Raw genomic sequence first — 18,051 nt, 5'->3', positions numbered from 1 at the left:
AGAATCTCCTCTATATAATTATATAACTTCAGAGAAAAATAACATCACCTGAAAGGATGATAAGGAAAAACAAAACTGGGATTACAGTGAATGGAGAACGGTGATAAATCAGGGAATACTTACCACGATTCCGCGGATCCGGGCTTCAATGGCCAGTTCAGTCCTGTTTTTATAGCCGGTTTTATCAAGCATGTGCTGGATATGGGATTTGACAGTGTTCTCGGAAATGCCCAGCTCACCGGCAATGGAAGAATTGGACATACCTCGGGTCATCAGGCGGAGCACTTCCAGTTCCCTCTGAGTAAATTCTGTATTGCTGGAGAGCCCCAGCTTTACCTTGGGCGGCTGATCCGGATATACAGAATCGCCGTTCATGGTACAGTCCATTACCTCTAAAATCGTTTCTTTAGAAGACTCTTTGTACCAGAAGCTTTCGATTCCGATTTCCCTGGCACGTTTCAGCCAGGAGGCTTCTGCCATAGAGGTAACAGCAATGATCCGGATCCAGGGACGGATAGCTTTGATCCTGGCTGCTGTTTCCAGACCGTTTTCCCCATCAGGCATCAGGATATCCATCAGGATCAGGTCTGCAGAAACAGCCTGTACAAGGGACAGAGCCTGCTGACCGGAACTGGCGGTACCGGCCAGCTGATACCGGCCACTGCTTTTTATGTACAGCTCAAAAAGCTGTCTTGCCATATATTGGTCATCTACAATGATCACATTTATTTTTCGCAATTAAGATTCTCCTTTTGGAATTTCTATATATAATACAAAGGCCGGGGCGCTGGATATTTCCATACTGCCATGTGCTTTTGCAATAGCTGCCCGCAGATTTTTAAGGCCGCCCTTTTCCACGATTTTTCCGGAAGGAGGGGTTCCGTCGTTGGTAAAGCTGGCACAAATCCTGTCAGGTGTTTCACTAATTTGAAGATATACATGGGTTCCATGGGCATGTCTGGCAGTATTGTTTATACACTCTTTCAAGGCCGCAAGAAGCAGTTCAGAACCTTTGCTGTGGGAAAGTGGCAGCTTAGAACATCCTTCCACGTGGATCCCAAGAGTTTGGGCAGCAGTGAGAACCTTGTCCAGGCTGTCAGTGCTTTCAGGGGAGATGCCCTGCTCCATGGCAGAGACAATATATTCCCACAAAGGCACAAGCTGTTGTCTGCTGCGTTTGTCGCCAGGCTGCTCCAGATAAATGCGGAAAGACAGAAGCGCTCTTCCGATTTCATCATGCAGCTTTACTCTGGCGGCCAGATTTTCTTTTTCCCGGGTAACTTTTTCTACTTCATAACTGAAAAGCCGCAGGTGCTCATTTACCTGATTCAACTGGTCATTCTGCTGTTTCAGCTTCTGATTTAAAAGATATTGCTGTGTCACATTACAGGCAGAGAACTGCCATATACTGTCTTTTTTCAGGGACAATTCCCTGCGGCGGAAATCCCAGACCGTACCATCAGGAAACTGAAGAGTAACCGTTGTTCCTGTGGAAATGTTGTGGATTTTCTTATTGTACTCCTGAACCTGCAGAGAATGCCAGAAAAAATTGGTATTTTGAAGCCTTGTCCTCAGAAGCTGACTGCAAAGCTGTTCCATACGTGTATTGATAAGGAGAGGAACACCACTTTGCCGTGCAAAACAGACTCCGTCCGGAAGGGCGTCAAAGCTTTCTTTGATGGTACCTGGATTAAGGCGTTTTTTCTGCTGTCTGTACAAAGAGTAGCCAAATAATCCCTCAAATAACGCTAAAATGCTCAATAGTCCGGGAACTGCGATCCAGGGCAGAGAACCGGTAAGCTGTGCCAAAAAGGTTGGAGAAAGCTTCTGGGAACCGTCACGGCCCAGATCGCAAAGGCCTTGCATGAACAGGATGCAAAGACAGCATAAAACACCTCCGATCCACTGACTTTTTCGGGAAAATCCGTGGAGCAGGCTGGTTATCATAAAACAGACAGCAACGGTCATTAAAAGGATGCTGCAAAGTCCCATAAAGGCATGAAAAGAAGATGAAAGCTGTGCATAATGGCTCATGTGGTATCACCTCCCTTAAAATCCCTAGCATTAAAGGTCACAGTAAGGAACAGGGTATCCGGATCGGATTCTGTTTTCACAGTTCCGCCTAAAGCCTGGATTTGCTTTGCGGCAGGAAGTAGAGGGAATATGTTTTCCGGGCAACTTATTTCCATATAAAAATGAATCGTTTCCGTAATGGTCAGTTGGAGCATCAGGGCCTGTGTATCTGGAAGGCAGGCTTCCAGAACTTGCTGGAAAAGCTGGTATATGGCAAGAGCGTATACACCAGGAATAGAAAACGCATCCTGATAAGTGCCATAGGCCGTTATGTGGGATAGCCGGACATATTCCAGAGATTCAGCAAGGGAAAGAGAAAGTTCTTTTCCGGGTATCCAGTTCTGTTGATTGATAAGGAGCAGAAGATTTGCTCTTCGCTTTATGTAAACCATTAAAACGGAGGCATATTTCATTTTATTTTCAAAAGCATGTTCATCTTTCGGAAGATCTGCCAGAATCGTATGCAGCATAAAAAGCTGGTGGGAAACATCCTGGGAAATCCGGTCGTACAGCTGATTTTGCTGTTGGATGGAGGCTTTCTTCTCCGCCAGCCGGTTCTCGCCTTCCAGAATGGAATTTTGTTCCGCCATAACATCGCCCAGGTCAGCCAGAGCTTTGTTGATCTGCTGGATCTGGGAAAGATCTGTCAGCCAGTAACCATAGCCGCCATGGATCTGATGGCTGTTCAGGACCATATTGCTGTCTGCAAGGGTAACAGGGGAGGACAAGGCGGCAAGAACCTGTGTTTCTGTAACTGGAAGGCTTTTCTCTGACTGATAGCAGATCTTACCCTGCATATCCATGATCCCGGCGCCTAGATCAGAAACTTTCCACATAAGGGAATACTGATCATTGGATGGAAAAAGTCCTGCCTGTATTAAAGCCTCCATAAAGGCTGGAAACAGGAAGGTGATCATATCCGTTGTTTTGAAAAGCCGCTGCAGGGGAGAATAAGGATCCTTAAGAAACAGGATCAGGTAAATCAGGGCAGCAGCCAGAGGGATACAAGGCATCCATATATTTCTACGGCAATCCAGAGAAATACAATGCACAAAAGAAAGAATCAGAATTGCTCCGAACATAACTGCCAGCCAGATCAGGGAAGCAATATAAAAAGGTCCGTATGAATAAGGCTCATCTTCCACCCAATGGGAAATGCTGCCGGAAAAACGGAATGCCAGCTGGTGCAGATCATTGGTAAGGATACCCAGAACGATGAGAAGTGCAGGGATGTGCAGCAGCTTCCATTTGGGAGAAATGGAACAGCCGTAAGGCTTTCCGGTATATAACACAGCAAAAAACATAAAAAGTACCACATAGGTCTGGGGAAAATAGTAAAGATACCAGATATATCGAGCTGCAGGAGTATTTTCCGGGATAAATATATATTTTGTTGTACGGATAACCATCAGGAAAACGATCAGCAAAGCTGCAAAAACCAGATAGCTGCGTTCTTCTTTGCGCAGCAGGCGGAGCCGCAGCTGGGTCAGCCAGATCAGCACAGCAGTAATGTAAAGAACACAGATCAGGGAGTTGCTTGATACATTGGGAAAATGATGCCTGGTAAGGCGTATCAGACCGGGGGATAAGGCAAGTATAACACACAGGATATTCAAAAATTTTGTCTTTTTGCTGCTGTACATGATTTTCCTCCTTTCCCAATACTAATAGTTCTTTACGAAACAATGTATTAGTTTTGTTTATCATAGCATGGGGTGAGCAGAGTGACAAGCAGTGTACATTTGAAAAAACGGTATAGAAAATGGTAATTTAATACGTTAAAACTTCATTATATGAGAATTTAACCTTGACACAGGAATGTGTTTGGCATTACAATAGCAAGAAAGTAAATGAAGAAGAACGAAAGAAGCTTACAGACGCAGGGGTCTGATCCAGTGGGTCAGTCTGCGTCTGTTTTGTATATGTGGATGGGAGAGGTAATATGGAAGAAAAACAGGATGTACTGTTGGAAATGAAGGATCTGTCGATTTCCTTTTACAATAAGACAGGAGAGATCCAGGCAGTACGTGGTATCAGTTATACATTACATAAGGGTGAGGTGTTAGGAATCGTTGGCGAGTCCGGAAGCGGCAAGTCTGTTTCCAGCCACGGTATTTTAAGGCTGACCCCGGATACAGGAAAAGTGAAGCAAGGGGAGATCCTTTTTCATGGAAAGGACATTCTGAAAATGTCCAAGAAGGAATTACAGGAACTGAGGGGCAATAAGATTGCCATGATTTTCCAGGATCCTATGACTTCCCTGGATCCGCTGTTTACTGTTGAATATCAATTGAATGAATCTTTGAAAAAGCATACAGATCTGGACGGTAACGGCCGCAGACTCAGGATGATCCATCTGCTGGAGCTGGTAGGGATCAATCAGCCGGAGCGAAGACTGAAGCAGTATCCATATGAGTTTTCAGGCGGTATGCGGCAGCGTGTGATGATCGCTATGGCACTTTCCTGTGATCCTGAGCTTCTGATCGCAGATGAGCCTACCACAGCTTTGGATGTTACCATTCAGGCCCAGATCGTTGAGCTTTTAAAGGAACTGAAGGATAAACTGGGTATGGCGATCATCTTTATCACTCATGACCTTGGAGTGGTATCTGAGATCTGTGACAAGATCATTGTTATGTACGCAGGGAAGATCGTGGAGGAAGGTACCAGCCGTCAGATCTTTTATCAGAGATGCCATCCGTATACTGAGGGGCTTCTGGCCTCTGTGCCTAAGCTGGACAGTGATGTAAACGAAAAGCTGAAGCCTATCAAGGGAAATCCGCCGGATATGAGCTGTGTGAAGCCAGGCTGTGCGTTTGCACCCAGATGCAGCTGCGCTATGCAGATCTGTGTCAAGGAAGAGCCGCCCCAGTATGAGCTGGATGACACACATGTGGTATCCTGCTGGCAGACCATTAAAAAAGCATTGCAGGATGCATAAAGGATAGGATGGACAAGAGTATGGGAAACAATGAAATTCAAAAAGGAGAGATCCTCCTTCAGGTAAAAAATCTTAAGAAATATTATCCGGTGCGTACCGGATTTGTAAAAAAGACAGATTTAAAGGCTGTAGATGATGTAAGCTTTTTTGTACGCAAGGGTGAGACCCTTGGGATCGTAGGGGAAAGCGGATGTGGCAAGACCACTCTTGGAAGGACAGTGCTCCGTCTGGAAGAGCCTACCTCCGGAGATATCATCTATGAAAATGAATCCATTATCGGTAAAGACATGAAGGAATACCGCAAAAAGATGCAGATCGTATTTCAGGATCCGTATGCATCTTTGGATCCGAGGAAGACGGTATCCGATATTATTGGTGAGGCAATGGATCTGCAGAAACTTTGCAGCAGCAAGAATGAACGCCGTGAGCGTGTGCTGGAGCTGATGAAGCTGGTAGGACTGAATGCTGAGTTTTATAACCGTTTTCCACATGAGTTTTCTGGTGGCCAGAGACAGCGTATCGGGATTGCGAGAGCACTTGCAGTAAACCCGGGATTTATTATCTGTGACGAGCCGGTATCTGCCTTGGATGTGTCTATCCAGGCGCAGATCATCAATATGCTGGAAGAACTTCAGGAAACCAAAAACCTTACATATCTTTTTATTGCACATGACCTGGCTGTTGTAAAGCATATCAGCACCAGGATCGGAGTTATGTATCTTGGACATCTTGTAGAGCTGGCTGACAGTGCAGAGCTTTACCGTAACCCGCTCCACCCGTATACAGAGATGCTGTTGTCTGCAATTCCTATCGCAGATCCGGATTTATCCGCAACAAGGAAAAGGATACGACTGGAAGGAGAGGTGCCAAGCCCCTTGAATCCTCCGTCAGGCTGTCCGTTCAGGACCAGATGCCCCAAAGCGTATCAGGCCTGCCGTGAGAGTATGCCTCCCCTTCGGGAAGTGGCACCCGGACATTTTGCAGCATGCCATAATGCATAACAAGGAGAATCAAAATGCAGACTTCAAGATATATTGTTAAGCGAGTGCTGCTGGCATTCGTCAGTATCTTCGCGATTATTACCATTACTTATTTTTTAATGAATCTGATGCCTGGAGACCCGTTTATGTCTGAAAAGGCTTCTGAAGAGAACAGGGCGATCCTGATCGCAAAATATGGACTGGATCAGCCGGTGTATGTACAGTATGGAAAGTACCTGACCAATCTTCTTAAGGGAGATATGGGTACCAGCTACGTTCTTCAGAAAGGCCGTGCAGTAAAGGATATTATTTTCCAGTCCTTTGCAGTATCCATGGGACTTGGTGTAAGGGCGTTGATCCTTGCAATTGTATGCGGGATCATTCTTGGATGTATCGCAGGCCTTTGTAAAGATAAATGGCCGGATGCGGTGATCCGTGTATTCTCGTCCATTGGTATTTCCATGCCGGGGTATGTAATTGCTTCTGCGCTGATGATTTTTCTGGCAGTAAGCTTTAAGGTGCTTCCGGTGAGCTACAATAAGCCAGGCGGATGGATCATGCCTATGGTCACACTTGCCATTTATCCTACTTCGTATCTGACCCGTCTGACAAGGGCTAGTATTCTGGAGGTTATGAACCAGGATTACCTTCGCACAGAGAGGGCGAAGGGAATGTCTGAATTTGTGGTTGTATTTGTCCACGCATTGAAGAATTCCTTGATTCCTGTTATCACATACCTGGGACCTCTTACTGCATCCATTCTTACCGGTGGTTTTGTTGCAGAGAGCGTATTCAGTGTTCCTGGGCTTGGAAGATATTTTGTCAGCTCCATCAGCCGCAGGGATTACACCATGATCATGGGTGTGACCATCTTCTACTCAGCACTGATCGTATTTATGAACCTGATCTGTGATATCCTGTACAAGATCGTAGACCCAAGAATAAAGTTGGATTAATTAAAGGAAGACGCCATGAAGAACATTTTAAGCATACAAAACAAAATTTCACCGGAAGACTTTGCTCCCCTGGATGAAAACTATTTTAAAGAGGAATCTCTTGATACGGAGGAGATTGGTTACTGGAAGGCCAGCTGGATTCGTTTGAAGTCCAACAAGATTGCCATTGCAGCCCTTGTTGTGATCGTGATCATGTTTATTTTTGCATTTATAGGTCCCATTCTTTCTCCTTACGCCTATGACCAGCAGGTAAGAGGCGATGAAGCACTTTGGCCCTGTCTGAAGCATCCCTTTGGTACGGACCGTCTTGGCCGTGACATTCTGGTACGTTGTATGATCGGTACCAGGATTTCCATGGTGGTGGGTCTTGTATCAGCTGTGATCGTTATGATCGTGGGAAGTATTTACGGAGCAATTTCCGGACTGGTTGGCGGTAAGGTGGATATCGTAATGATGCGTATCGTAGATATCATTTACTCTGTACCTGAGATCCTGCTGATCGTTGTTATCAAAATGGTGATCAGTGAGCCATTGCAGTCATTGATCGATACGGTACCTATGTTTCACGGATTGCAGAAGATCGGTTCCGGTCTGATCGCCATATTCATTGTATATGGATGTTTGTACTGGGTTGGTATGGCCAGGATCGTCCGCGGCCAGATTCTTCAGCTGAAGACACTGGACTTTGTTACAGCAGCGGAAGCTCTTGGATGCGGAAAAGCAACCATGATCAAAGAGCATCTTCTTCCCAACTGTATTGGCCAGCTGATCGCTACTGTTATGCTTCAGATCCCATCGGCGATTTTTACTGAGGCATTCTTAAGCTACCTGGGAATTGGTGTTTCCGCACCGATGGCCAGCCTTGGTTCCCTTACTTCTGAAGCATTAAATGGTATCACCACATATCCATACCGTGTTATTTTCCCTGCGCTTCTGATCAGTTTGATCATCCTTTCCTTTAACCTGTTTGGTGACGGATTAAGGGATGCACTGGATCCGAAGATGAAGAAATAATATAACATCAGAGCTTCTGTCTTAGGAGTCCTAATATCAGATCATTTTGAAAAAATTGATATATGTTTCCGCTTGCGGAGTATATATAAAGATGTCAGGGAGAGGCCTTTAGCCTGACGCTGATATGAAAAACCTATCAAAAGGAGGAATAATTATGAAAAAGCTCACAAAATTAGTTTCAGCGCTTACGATTGCAGGTCTTGCAGCAACCACTGTCCCCATGAATGTATGGGCAGATGGGGATAAGATCGAGATTTCCGTTACCGGCGGTGGAGAAGATTCCATGCAGCTGAATACAGCCACCAGTGGATTCCTGAATGGAATTTCAGCATTGAGACATCTTTATGAAGGTCTTTACAAGCTGGATGCTAATGGAGAGATTGTTCTTGGACAGGCAGCTTCTGTAGAGCAGAGCGATGATAATCTCACATGGACCTTTACATTGAGAGATGACATCACCTGGTCTGACGGACAGGCTGTAACAGCAAATGATTTTGTTTTTGGATTTGACAATCTGGCAGCACAGGGCGGCGACTACTGTACCATGATTTCTGATATTGTGGACAGCTATGAAGCGACCGATGACAAAACTCTGGTACTTCATCTGAAACATGCGTGCTCATATCTTCCTTCTGTTCTTGCATTCCCGTCTACTTATCCGGCAAGACAGGATTATGTAGAAGAGTACGGAGATGCTTATGCAACAGATCCGGATAAAGCAGTTTATAACGGACCTTATGAAATGGAAAGCTGGGCACATGAGTCAGAAGTTGTTATGAAGCTTCGTGATGACTATTATGATGCAGACCAGATCCAGGTTGGCACCATCAACTGGGAACTGATCACAGAGGAAAGCTCTGCACTTGCTTCCTTTGAGAGTGGTGATTATGTATATTCCGATATGTGTCCGGATGAGGAGAAGCCTCGTATGGAAGGCAACGGACTGGTTTACACAGAAGGAAATAACAACTACTGTGTAATGTTTAACCTGGGCGACAAAGGAAATGAAGTTCTGAAGGATGTAAATGTTCGTAAAGCTTTGTCTCTGACCATCGACAGAGAGAGGATCATGAATATCCGTGGTCTGAATGATGAGGTTGGTGTAACACTTGCCTGCAGAGGTTATGAGAACGCTGACGGCACAGATTTCGTAGATTACTGTGATCCATGGGAAGATGTGGAAGCATATGATGAGAACTGTGAGACAGCAAAACAGCTTCTTGCAGAGGCAGGATATGAGGATGGGAAAGGCTTCCCGGCTCTTACCTACATTGTAAACAACGACAGCCGTAAAGAGATCGCAGAAGCAATCGTTAATGACTGGAAAGAGGTTCTGGGTATTGATTCCATTACAGTAGAGAAGGTTGAGAACTTTTCCGCAGCAAGAAACGCTGGTGACTACGACCTGGCTTATTATGGATGGTTTATGGATTACAAGGATCTGTCAAATATGTATGACTCCATGTATGCAACTGCAAATTCTAACTCCTTCTATCAGGGAGATGAGTATGACGCAGCTTTCTTAAAGGCTACCAGTGCTGCCACAGAGGAAGAGCAGTGGGAAGGCTACAAGGAATGTGATGAGATCCTGGCAAGAGATCTGCCTGTAAGCGTAATCCTTCATTCTATGAGTTCTTATCTGTTTGATGACACAAATTATGAAGGCCTTGTATACAGTTGTGGTAACTTTGTATTTACTTACCTCAAAGCACTTTAATAAAATGATGCAGGTAAAAAGCCAAAGGCGGCTGGTATACTGCTGACAGAAAATAAGGGCTGTCGTCTTAGGGAATCCGGCATGATTTCGGGAAAACCAGAGGCGGCAGCCTTTTTTAAGGAGTAAATAAGATTATGAAACTGAAAGAAATCGCAATCGGGTACATTGAAATTCCACTTGTTACCCCATTTAAGACAGCCCTCCGTACAGTAAACAGTGTGAATGATCTGATCGTAAAGGTAACAGCAGAGGATGGGACAGAAGGCTACGGGGAAGCACCGCCTACAGCCGTGATCACCGGAGACACGAAAGAGTCCATAGAGGCAGCTATCCGTTATTATATTGCCCCTTCCATTACAGGGATGGGTCTGGACGACCTTCCGTCTATTATGGCAAAAATGGAAAAGTGTCTTGCAAAAAATACTACTGCAAAGGCAGCTGTGGACATTGCACTTTATGATCTTTATGCAAAGCTCCAGAAAAAGCCGCTTTTCAGGCTTCTTGGGGAAAAAGACCCTTCTGCGGTAAAAACAGAACTGGAAACAGATATTACCATCAGCGTAAATGATACAGATGAAATGGTAAGGGACAGCGTAAAAGCAGTTGGGGAAGGCTTCCGTATCCTGAAGGTCAAAGTAGGAAAAGGCGGTGAGAAGGATGTGGAGCGTATCCGTGAGATCCGCAAGGCAGTGGGGAAAGACGTGGTGATCCGCGTGGATGCCAACCAGGGCTGGACCAGGGAAGAAGCAGTTTCTACCATTACAGCTATGGAGGACGCAGGTCTGGGGATCGAATTGGTGGAGCAGCCGGTATCCTATCATGATTTTAAAGGGATGCAGTATGTAACCGCTCATGTACAGACCCCGATTCTTGCAGATGAAAGCGTATTTTCCTATGAGGACGGTGTGCGTGTGATGGAAGAGCATGGGGCAGACCTGGTAAACATCAAGCTGATGAAAACAGGCGGTATCCATGAGGCAGTGAAGATCTGTGACGCAGCCGACCGATTCGGCATTAAATGTATGATCGGATGCATGCTGGAAAGCAAGGTTTCCGTCAGCGCAGGAGTACATCTGGCTGCTGCACGTTCCTGTGTAACTATGGCAGACCTGGATGGCCCGTCATTATGTAAAGTGGATCCTTATGAAGGAGGACCGGTATATCAGGGACCAAAGATCTTATTAAGTGAAGATTATGGGATCGGGATCACCAAAGTTCCGGTAAAGTTTGAAAGGATCTGAAACAGAAAAAATCTAAAAAAATATCTAAAACAGAAAATATCTAAAACAGAAAATATCTAAAACAGAAAAGATCTGAAATAGAAAGGATCTGAAACATGAAAGAGTATCTTGCAATTGTGACTGCAGAGCATGCTTATCTTAGGGCAGAGGCTGAAAATGAAAATGGAGAAAACTTAAGCGGAATCGAAGATGAGATTTTCTCCGGATGGGCTGTGAAGGTATTAGAAAAGCTTCCTGGAAAGCAGTATCTGAAGATAGAAACCCATTATGGATATTCCGGTTATGTAAAAGAAGAAGAAATAAAACCCATCACAGAAGACGAACTGGAAAAACGGCAGGATAAAGATCGGTTTTTCAGGCTGGGGATCTCAGAAGCAGATCTTCTGGATGCACCAAAGGTGCAGGGACTGCCTCTGGAGCTTTTATTGAAAAGCTGTATCGTAGAGCTTCTGGAAAAAGAAGTTGTTCCAGGCTGGAGTAAGGTACGAAGTGGGGCAGGACGGGAAGGTTTCATCCATACCGTGAATCTTCGGGAAAGAAAAGAGGATGATGGCTATCTGTCAGAGAAAAATACAGAAGGAAAAGGCTATTTTCACGCAATGAGACAAAGACTTGCAGTAGAAGAAGAGACCTTCCGTGAGAGGATAAAGGAAAGCGCACTGGAATACATGGGCACCCAGTATCGCTGGGGCGGGAAATCTTCTCAGGGAATCGACTGTTCCGGACTTACTTTTATGAGTTACCTGAACAGTGGGCTTCTGATCTACAGGGATGCGTCAATTCGTGAAGAATTTCCGGTGTCTCCGGTGAAAAAGGAGGATCTGAAAACAGGAGATCTGATCTTTTTTCCGGGACATGTGGCCCTTTACCTTGGCAATGGAAAGTACATCCATTCCACAGGCTATGTGAAAACACCTTATGTAACCATCAACAGTCTGCGGGAAGAGGATGAAGATTACAGGGAAGACCTGGCACAGAAAATAACAGGATGTGGGAGTGTATTTATATGAGAAGGTTTTCAGGAGAAGAATTGAAATCCTTGGCACTGGAGCTGCCGGAGGATGTTTTGAAATATAAGGATTTCGGAGATCTGGAAAAAGCAAAGGAAGCAGCAGATCGCTGGCTGGAGCAGCCAATTGGGGAAGAATTAAAAACAAGGCTTCGCTATGAAAAATTTATTCTGGAAGAACTGCCAAAGCAATTTCCGTATACAAAGGCAGATGTGATCCGCCTTTTTAAGGAAAAGCTTCCGGATTTTTCTGAAGAGGATATCAGGAAAATGGAATCGAAAAACCTGGCAGAATGGATCTATATCAATGGAGAAAAGCATTATATCCACAATCTTATGCGGAATATTATGGACAAAGATGATGATATCCGGGAACGTGCAGGGATTTATGAAAAGATCTCGGAGGATAAAAAGCTGCTGCTTCAGAAGGTTCAGCAGATCCGTGAACAGGGGGAGGCAAAGGAAAGCTTCCGCATCCGTGCTACGATCCGTTTAAAGGATGAACAGTTTAAGCCTGGAATGAAGGTAAAGGTGCATCTTCCGATTCCGGCAGAAGCATATCAGATTTCAGATGTTCAGATTCTGGATCATACACAGGGAAATGTAAGCATTGATAAGCCGGATTCCCTGTACAGATCTATCTGTTTCCAGGATCAGCTTCAGGAAAACCGTACATTCTTTGTGGAGTATAAGTATACAGTAACTGCAAAATATGTGGATCTGTGGTCTGATGAGGCAAAGAAAAGCAGTGTGCCAGAAGGAATGGAGGAATATCTGAAGGAACAATATCCTCATATCCGGTTCAGCCCTTATCTTACTTCCCTTGCCCGGGAGATCGCAGGGGAAGAAAAAGATCCTCTGGAAATTGCCAGAAGGATCTATGATTACATTACCACAAAGGTACAATATTCTTACATGAAAGAGTATTCACTGATCACGGATATTCCCCAGTATTGTGCAAGAAACCTTAGGGGTGACTGCGGCGTACAGGCACTTTTATTTATCACGCTTTGCAGGATCTGCGGCATACCTGCCAAGTGGCAGTCCGGCCTTTATGCAAATCCGGCATATGTAGGGCCACATGACTGGGCAATGTTCTACGTAGAGCCTTATGGATGGCTTTATGCAGACCCATCCTTTGGAGGTTCCGCTTACGCCTCTGGGGATGAACAGCGGCGCAGATTCTATTTCGGAAATCTGGAGACCTACCGGATGGTGGCAAATAATGCTTTTCAGCAGGATTTTGCTGTTAAAAAAGAGTTTATGCCCATTGATCCATATGACAATCAGACCGGTGAGATCGAATCTGAGGAAAAAGGCTTTGCTTCCTATGAGGTAGAAAACACCAAGGAAATGGTTCTATCAGCTGGGAGTCAATCCCCCAGCTGACTTTCCCTAACGGATCAGCACGGCCATTTTGCCAAGCTGGTCGTAGATCCTGGCAAACGCTTCTTCACTGCGCCACACAAGGCCGGACAGGGAATCGTTGATCAGGACCATGTGCCCTTCAGGATCATATCCGCAAAGAACCACGCAGTGTTCATTATGGTAAAAATGCCAGGTTTTTCCGGAGAGGGTATAGGAAGCTACATTTATCGGTGTTTTCAGGTAAACAGAATTATATACGATCACAGGTGCAGACTTGTCCAGGTACTGATAAAGCTTTGTAAATTCAGTGCCGGTCAGGTCTGTTGCTGTTTGAGGACAGTGATTTGCCTGCAGATATCTGGCAGCTGTTTGGGTAAGTCCTGGTGCATAAATACCATCACCGGAAATCTGGTAAGGATCTCCTTTATAGGCAGTTACAAAATTCTCCGGATCGCGGATCAGATACTCATCTGCAATGGTGGTTTTGGAAAGCTTCTGTCCATAGTAATTCAGAACCATGGTCAGCGCTACAGACTCACAGCCTGTGGGAAGCTCCGGATTCTGTAAAATATTTTCCATGGGCAGGATCACTGCATCCGGACCTGGCTCAAAGGCAGGGAATTCTTTGTCCGGAGCCTTGGTATATCCAAGAATGTAGCGGTCATAACCGCCATATTTTTCCTTACGCTTCAGGATCTGGAAGCCCTCTGCCTGTACATTGTGAAGGCTGTATTTATTAAACGGAGATACAGTAGTCAGAACAGAGGCATCCGGCATTAATTCCAGTGCATAGGCAACGCAGCTGCGGATCAGGGTCCGTTGCAGACCGTGGCCCCTGTAATCAGGATCTACCACGATGGTGTCCAGTGTAAGACAGTGAAATATTTTTTCTCTTGACCAGTCAAGATCCCAGCCAATATTCTCCGGTGAATCATTTGGAAAAACAAGGGAACCATAGGCGATCAGCTTTTCTCCGTCAAATACTCCCAGGATGGTATTGGGATAGATAAGATAATCCCTGTTTTCTTCCCGGCTGGTGGAAACAAAAAGACGGGTATCTTCCATAGTCTGGCAGATATGCTTCTGCAGCTTCATGATCTTATCCAGATCTTCTGGGGTACATTTGCGGATCACAGGCTCAAAATCTGTACTATTTATCATAAAAACCTCCGAAAAATTGTATCTATTGTGTAATTAGTTTCAATAGTAAAAGTATAATGTAATAAAACAAGAAAATCTATATAAAAACAGATTTTTGCCATTGATTTTTTTGAAAAAAGCGTATAGAATGTCTTGTGTAATGGAATGATATTAATGATGTGGATTTTTTACATATAATGTCAGACATTCTTATTTCAGAAAAAAGGCAGGTGAACAGAGTGGACAGTTGTGATTCTCATGGGCGAAGTAGTAGCATAGGATGGGAAAATTTGATACCCTTGAAGCAGCACTGTTCTTCTGTTCTGTTTTAATTCTATCAATTCTTTTTTTCTTATCCTATGAATCCCTGAAGATAAATTATATCCGATGTGAGATGACACACATTTCGCAGCAAGAATGCCAGTGGTATTCTTAAACATCACATTTTAGAAGCGGAAGACAGATCTGCTTTATTTTGGTGTCCATTTACAGCAGAAAATGGCTAAGGAAGGGGATGCCCTACCCCTTTGCCGGAAATGGAGGAAAGAGGATGGAAAAAAGAACGCAGGATTATACCGGAGAGATCCTGAAAATTATCAGAAGCAATACATCCCCTGCTGTTATGTGCAGCAGGCTGGAAGATTATCATGCGAATGACCTGGCAGATGTTATGCCGGAGTTGACCGTACAGGAAAGATGCAAGCTGTATCGTATCCTGGATATGGATATGCTGTCAGATATTTTTGAGTATACAGATTCAGATAATGCAGCAGAATACCTGAAAGAAATAGACGTGAAGAAAGGGGCTGCGATCCTTTCAAGGATGGAGACAGATGCCCTTGTGGAAGTGCTGCACAAGATCGATAAGGCGAAAAAACGTCTTCTTCTGGATTTGATGGATGATGAAGTACGTCATGATATTGAAGTGATCGCTTCTTTTGATGATGATGAGATTGGAAGCAAGATGACCACCAACTGTATCATTATCCGTGAGAATCTGACTGTGAAACAGGCAATGAGCAGCCTGGTAGAGCAGGCGGCCAAGAATGACAATATTTCTACATTGTTTGTGGTAACAGAGCAGCAGAAGTTTTACGGAGCCATTGACCTGAAGGATCTGATCATTGCCAGGCAGGATCGGGCACTTGAGGATCTGGTGGTCACTTCTTATCCATATGTGTATGCTGAAGAGGATATTGATGATTGTATCGAAAAACTGAAGGATTATTCCGAGGATTCCGTTCCTGTACTGGATAATGACAACCGGCTTCTGGGTGTGATCACATCTGCCAATATCATTGATCTGGTAGATGATGAGATGGGTGAAGATTACGCCATGTTCGCCGGCTTGACTGCAGAGGAGGACCTGAAGGAGCCGCTTAAGGAAAGTATGAAGAAACGTATGCCCTGGCTGATCGTTCTTCTGGGCCTGGGCATGGTAGTATCTTCTGTGGTTGGAGTATTTGAGCATGTAGTTACCCAGCTGCCTATTATTATGGCCTTTCAGTCACTGATCCTGGACATGGCCGGTAATGTTGGTACCCAGTCACTGGCTGTTACCATCCGCGTACTGATGGATGAGTCCCTGACTGGCAAGCAGAAGGTGGAACTGGTATTTAAAGAGATGAAGATCGGTTTATGTAACGGCGGTCTTCTTGGTATATTGTCCTTTGCTGTGATCGGGCTTTATATTTACCTCTTTAAAGGGAAAACCCTGCTGTTTTCCTATGCGGTTTCCGGATGTATCGGCGTGGCATTGCTGTTGGCAATGTTGATCTCCAGTGCAGTAGGTACATGCATTCCGCTGTTCTTTAAGAAGATCAATATTGACCCTGCAGTTGCTTCAGGACCGCTTATCACTACGGTGAACGACCTTGTGGCTGTTGTTACTTATTATGGACTTGGCTGGATTTTACTGATCCAGGTACTGCACCTGGCAGGATAAGGAGAATGCCTCATGCAGGCAGATATTCAGAAATTTGCAGAAGAATGTGGATATTCTCTTTATCTTTGTGCAAAAATGTGGATACACTTTCAATTTTAAGAAAAAGGAGAAATTATAATGGGTTGTACAACTATATTAGTTGGGAAAAAAGCATCTTATGACGGATCCACTATGATCGCCAGGAATGACGATTCAGGCTCCGGACATTTTACACCAAAGAAATTTGTGGTGATCCATCCAGAGGATCAGCCTGTGAAATACAGATCAGAGCTTTCTCATGTGGAAGTAGAGCTGCCATCTGATCCCATGAGATACACAGCTATGCCAAACGCAGTAAAAGGAGTGGGGATCTGGGCTGCAAGCGGCGTGAATGAAGCTGGCGTAGGTATGACAGCTACAGAAACGATCACCTCCAATCCTCGCGTTCTTGGCGCTGACCCGTTGGTGACCTATCAGCCGGCAGGTGAGGATACACCTGAAATCCCGGGAGGGCTGGGAGAAGAAGACCTGGTTTATATTGTACTTCCCTATATTCGCAGCGCCAGAGAAGGGGTGAAACGTCTGGGAAGCCTTTTGGAGAAGTATGGCACCTATGAGATGAACGGAATCGCATTCCAGGATCAGGACGAGATCTGGTGGCTGGAGACCATTGGTGGTCATCACTGGATCGCGCGCCGCGTGCCGGATGATGTGTATGTAGTTATGCCGAATCAGCTGGGCCTGGATCAGTTTGATCTTGAGGACGCTCTTTCCACTGAGAAGGAATATATGTGTTCTTCTGATATGAGGGAATTTATAAATGAGAACCATCTTGATCTGTCCTGGGACGGAGTGCTGAACCCAAGAGATGCTTTTGGCAGCCATGATGACGCTGACCATGTATACAATACACCAAGAGCCTGGATCATGGAGCGTTATCTGAATCCCCATACATATAAATGGGATGGAGCAGATGCGGACTATACACCTGCATCGGATGACATTCCCTGGTGTCTGGTTCCTGAGAAAAAGGTGACAGTAGAGGATGTGAAATATGTACTTTCCTCTCATTTTCAGGGAACACCATATGACCCATACGGTGCTTATGGAGATCCTTCTATGAAGGGAGCGTACCGTTCTATTGGCATTAATCGGAACGATTTTCTGTCTGTGATCCAGATGCGCCCAGGCATGGAGAAATCCCATAATACATTGGAATGGGTGGCTTTTGCTTCCAATGCATTTAATGTACTTGTGCCATTTTACGCAGATATTGAGGAAACACCGGAATACCTTTCCAATACCACAGGTCAGGTTTCTACAGATAATTTCTACTGGTCCAGCCGTCTGATCGCAGCTATGGCAGATGCTTCCTACAAAAAATCAGTATTCCATATTGAGCGTTATCAGGAAAAGGTAATGGCCAAAGGTCATGAATTGATCTGCAAATATGACCGTCTGCTTGCAAAAGAAACAGATACGAAGAGACAGATGGAACTTAAGAAAGAGGGAAATCAGCAGATCGCAGATATGTTAAAGCGGGAGACAGCAGATACCTTGGATAAAGTATTGTTTGAGCTGAGCAGCCAGATGCGGAATTCCTATTCCAGATCGGACGCATAAAGAGTGAGCGCCTAAAAGGATAAAGATACGAAAACACATATGTAAACATCAGACCGCCCCATTGA

General features: G+C 44.9%; 14 protein-coding genes. 10 read left to right on the top strand and 4 right to left on the bottom strand.

What is annotated here, in order from left to right; translation table 11 throughout:
• Positions 1-108: 108 nt before the first annotated feature.
• The 3 genes from OCV61_RS04335 to OCV61_RS04325 are packed head-to-tail and all read right to left on the bottom strand — an operon-like array spanning position 109 to position 3,716.
• Complete coding sequence (locus tag OCV61_RS04335; RefSeq protein WP_158420831.1) at positions 109-738, bottom strand: response regulator transcription factor; 630 nt, start codon at positions 736-738, stop codon at positions 109-111.
• Complete coding sequence (locus OCV61_RS04330; RefSeq protein WP_158420830.1) at positions 739-2,034, bottom strand: sensor histidine kinase; 1,296 nt, start codon at positions 2,032-2,034, stop codon at positions 739-741.
• Entirely contained in the window at positions 2,031-3,716 is a 1,686-nt protein-coding gene (locus OCV61_RS04325; protein WP_158420829.1) for a histidine kinase N-terminal 7TM domain-containing protein, read from the bottom strand. Before OCV61_RS04325 ends, OCV61_RS04330 begins: the two co-directional genes overlap by 4 nt.
• 299 nt (positions 3,717-4,015) lie before the next feature.
• Between OCV61_RS04325 and OCV61_RS04320 the strand changes: the two genes are divergently transcribed.
• The 8 genes from OCV61_RS04320 (at position 4,016) to OCV61_RS04285 (ending at position 13,320) form a co-directional block, all read left to right on the top strand.
• Positions 4,016-5,014, top strand: coding sequence for an ABC transporter ATP-binding protein (locus tag OCV61_RS04320; RefSeq protein WP_158420828.1), 999 nt, complete (start codon positions 4,016-4,018; stop codon positions 5,012-5,014).
• Positions 5,015-5,034: 20 nt separating this feature from the next.
• Positions 5,035-6,015, top strand: a complete 981-nt coding sequence (locus OCV61_RS04315) for an ABC transporter ATP-binding protein (RefSeq protein ID WP_158420827.1) — start codon at positions 5,035-5,037, stop codon at positions 6,013-6,015.
• Between the two features lie 14 nt (positions 6,016-6,029).
• Complete coding sequence (locus OCV61_RS04310; protein WP_158420826.1) at positions 6,030-6,950, top strand: ABC transporter permease; 921 nt, start codon at positions 6,030-6,032, stop codon at positions 6,948-6,950.
• A 15-nt stretch (positions 6,951-6,965) separates the two neighbouring features.
• The gene (locus tag OCV61_RS04305; RefSeq protein WP_158420825.1) at positions 6,966-7,964 is read left to right on the top strand and encodes an ABC transporter permease; all 999 of its coding nucleotides are present in this window, start codon (positions 6,966-6,968) and stop codon (positions 7,962-7,964) included.
• A gap of 154 nt (positions 7,965-8,118) precedes the next feature.
• Positions 8,119-9,681, top strand: coding sequence for a peptide ABC transporter substrate-binding protein (locus OCV61_RS04300; RefSeq protein ID WP_262582680.1), 1,563 nt, complete (start codon positions 8,119-8,121; stop codon positions 9,679-9,681).
• A gap of 134 nt (positions 9,682-9,815) precedes the next feature.
• A complete protein-coding gene (locus OCV61_RS04295; RefSeq protein WP_158420823.1) occupies positions 9,816-10,922 on the top strand; it encodes a dipeptide epimerase in 1,107 nt (368 codons plus the stop codon).
• 95 nt (positions 10,923-11,017) lie between these two features.
• Positions 11,018-11,932: a C40 family peptidase gene (locus OCV61_RS04290; protein ID WP_158420822.1), complete on the top strand. Its 915-nt coding sequence runs from the start codon at positions 11,018-11,020 to the stop codon at positions 11,930-11,932.
• Complete coding sequence (locus OCV61_RS04285) at positions 11,929-13,320, top strand: transglutaminase-like domain-containing protein (RefSeq protein ID WP_262582679.1); 1,392 nt, start codon at positions 11,929-11,931, stop codon at positions 13,318-13,320. The genes OCV61_RS04290 and OCV61_RS04285 overlap by 4 nt, the downstream gene beginning before the upstream one ends.
• A gap of 6 nt (positions 13,321-13,326) precedes the next feature.
• Here OCV61_RS04285 and OCV61_RS04280 read toward each other — a convergent pair whose 3' ends face one another.
• Complete coding sequence (locus OCV61_RS04280) at positions 13,327-14,460, bottom strand: GNAT family N-acetyltransferase (protein WP_158420820.1); 1,134 nt, start codon at positions 14,458-14,460, stop codon at positions 13,327-13,329.
• 529 nt (positions 14,461-14,989) lie between these two features.
• Here OCV61_RS04280 and mgtE point away from each other — a divergent pair.
• Together mgtE and OCV61_RS04270 are read left to right on the top strand one after the other, a co-directional pair.
• Entirely contained in the window at positions 14,990-16,384 is a 1,395-nt protein-coding gene (mgtE, locus tag OCV61_RS04275; protein WP_158420819.1) for a magnesium transporter, read from the top strand.
• Positions 16,385-16,501: 117 nt separating this feature from the next.
• The gene (locus OCV61_RS04270; RefSeq protein WP_158420818.1) at positions 16,502-17,986 is read left to right on the top strand and encodes a C69 family dipeptidase; all 1,485 of its coding nucleotides are present in this window, start codon (positions 16,502-16,504) and stop codon (positions 17,984-17,986) included.
• Positions 17,987-18,051 lie beyond the last annotated feature (65 nt).

This window comes from Blautia ammoniilytica (genome assembly GCF_025566965.1).
GTDB classification, from domain to species: domain Bacteria; phylum Bacillota; class Clostridia; order Lachnospirales; family Lachnospiraceae; genus Blautia_A; species Blautia_A ammoniilytica.
Note: the sequence above shows the minus strand (reverse complement) of the source record. Positions and strands in the feature narration are given on the sequence as shown.

Coding starts and splice junctions, on each gene's coding strand:
- OCV61_RS04330 (WP_158420830.1), bottom strand. CDS start 2,034: ATGAGCCATTATGCACAGCTTTCATCTTCTTTTCATGCCTTTATGGGA.
- OCV61_RS04325 (WP_158420829.1), bottom strand. CDS start 3,716: ATGTACAGCAGCAAAAAGACAAAATTTTTGAATATCCTGTGTGTTATA.
- OCV61_RS04320 (WP_158420828.1), top strand. CDS start 4,016: ATGGAAGAAAAACAGGATGTACTGTTGGAAATGAAGGATCTGTCGATT.
- OCV61_RS04315 (WP_158420827.1), top strand. CDS start 5,035: ATGGGAAACAATGAAATTCAAAAAGGAGAGATCCTCCTTCAGGTAAAA.
- OCV61_RS04310 (WP_158420826.1), top strand. CDS start 6,030: ATGCAGACTTCAAGATATATTGTTAAGCGAGTGCTGCTGGCATTCGTC.
- OCV61_RS04305 (WP_158420825.1), top strand. CDS start 6,966: ATGAAGAACATTTTAAGCATACAAAACAAAATTTCACCGGAAGACTTT.
- OCV61_RS04300 (WP_262582680.1), top strand. CDS start 8,119: ATGAAAAAGCTCACAAAATTAGTTTCAGCGCTTACGATTGCAGGTCTT.
- OCV61_RS04295 (WP_158420823.1), top strand. CDS start 9,816: ATGAAACTGAAAGAAATCGCAATCGGGTACATTGAAATTCCACTTGTT.
- OCV61_RS04290 (WP_158420822.1), top strand. CDS start 11,018: ATGAAAGAGTATCTTGCAATTGTGACTGCAGAGCATGCTTATCTTAGG.
- OCV61_RS04285 (WP_262582679.1), top strand. CDS start 11,929: ATGAGAAGGTTTTCAGGAGAAGAATTGAAATCCTTGGCACTGGAGCTG.
- OCV61_RS04280 (WP_158420820.1), bottom strand. CDS start 14,460: ATGATAAATAGTACAGATTTTGAGCCTGTGATCCGCAAATGTACCCCA.
- mgtE (WP_158420819.1), top strand. CDS start 14,990: ATGGAAAAAAGAACGCAGGATTATACCGGAGAGATCCTGAAAATTATC.
- OCV61_RS04270 (WP_158420818.1), top strand. CDS start 16,502: ATGGGTTGTACAACTATATTAGTTGGGAAAAAAGCATCTTATGACGGA.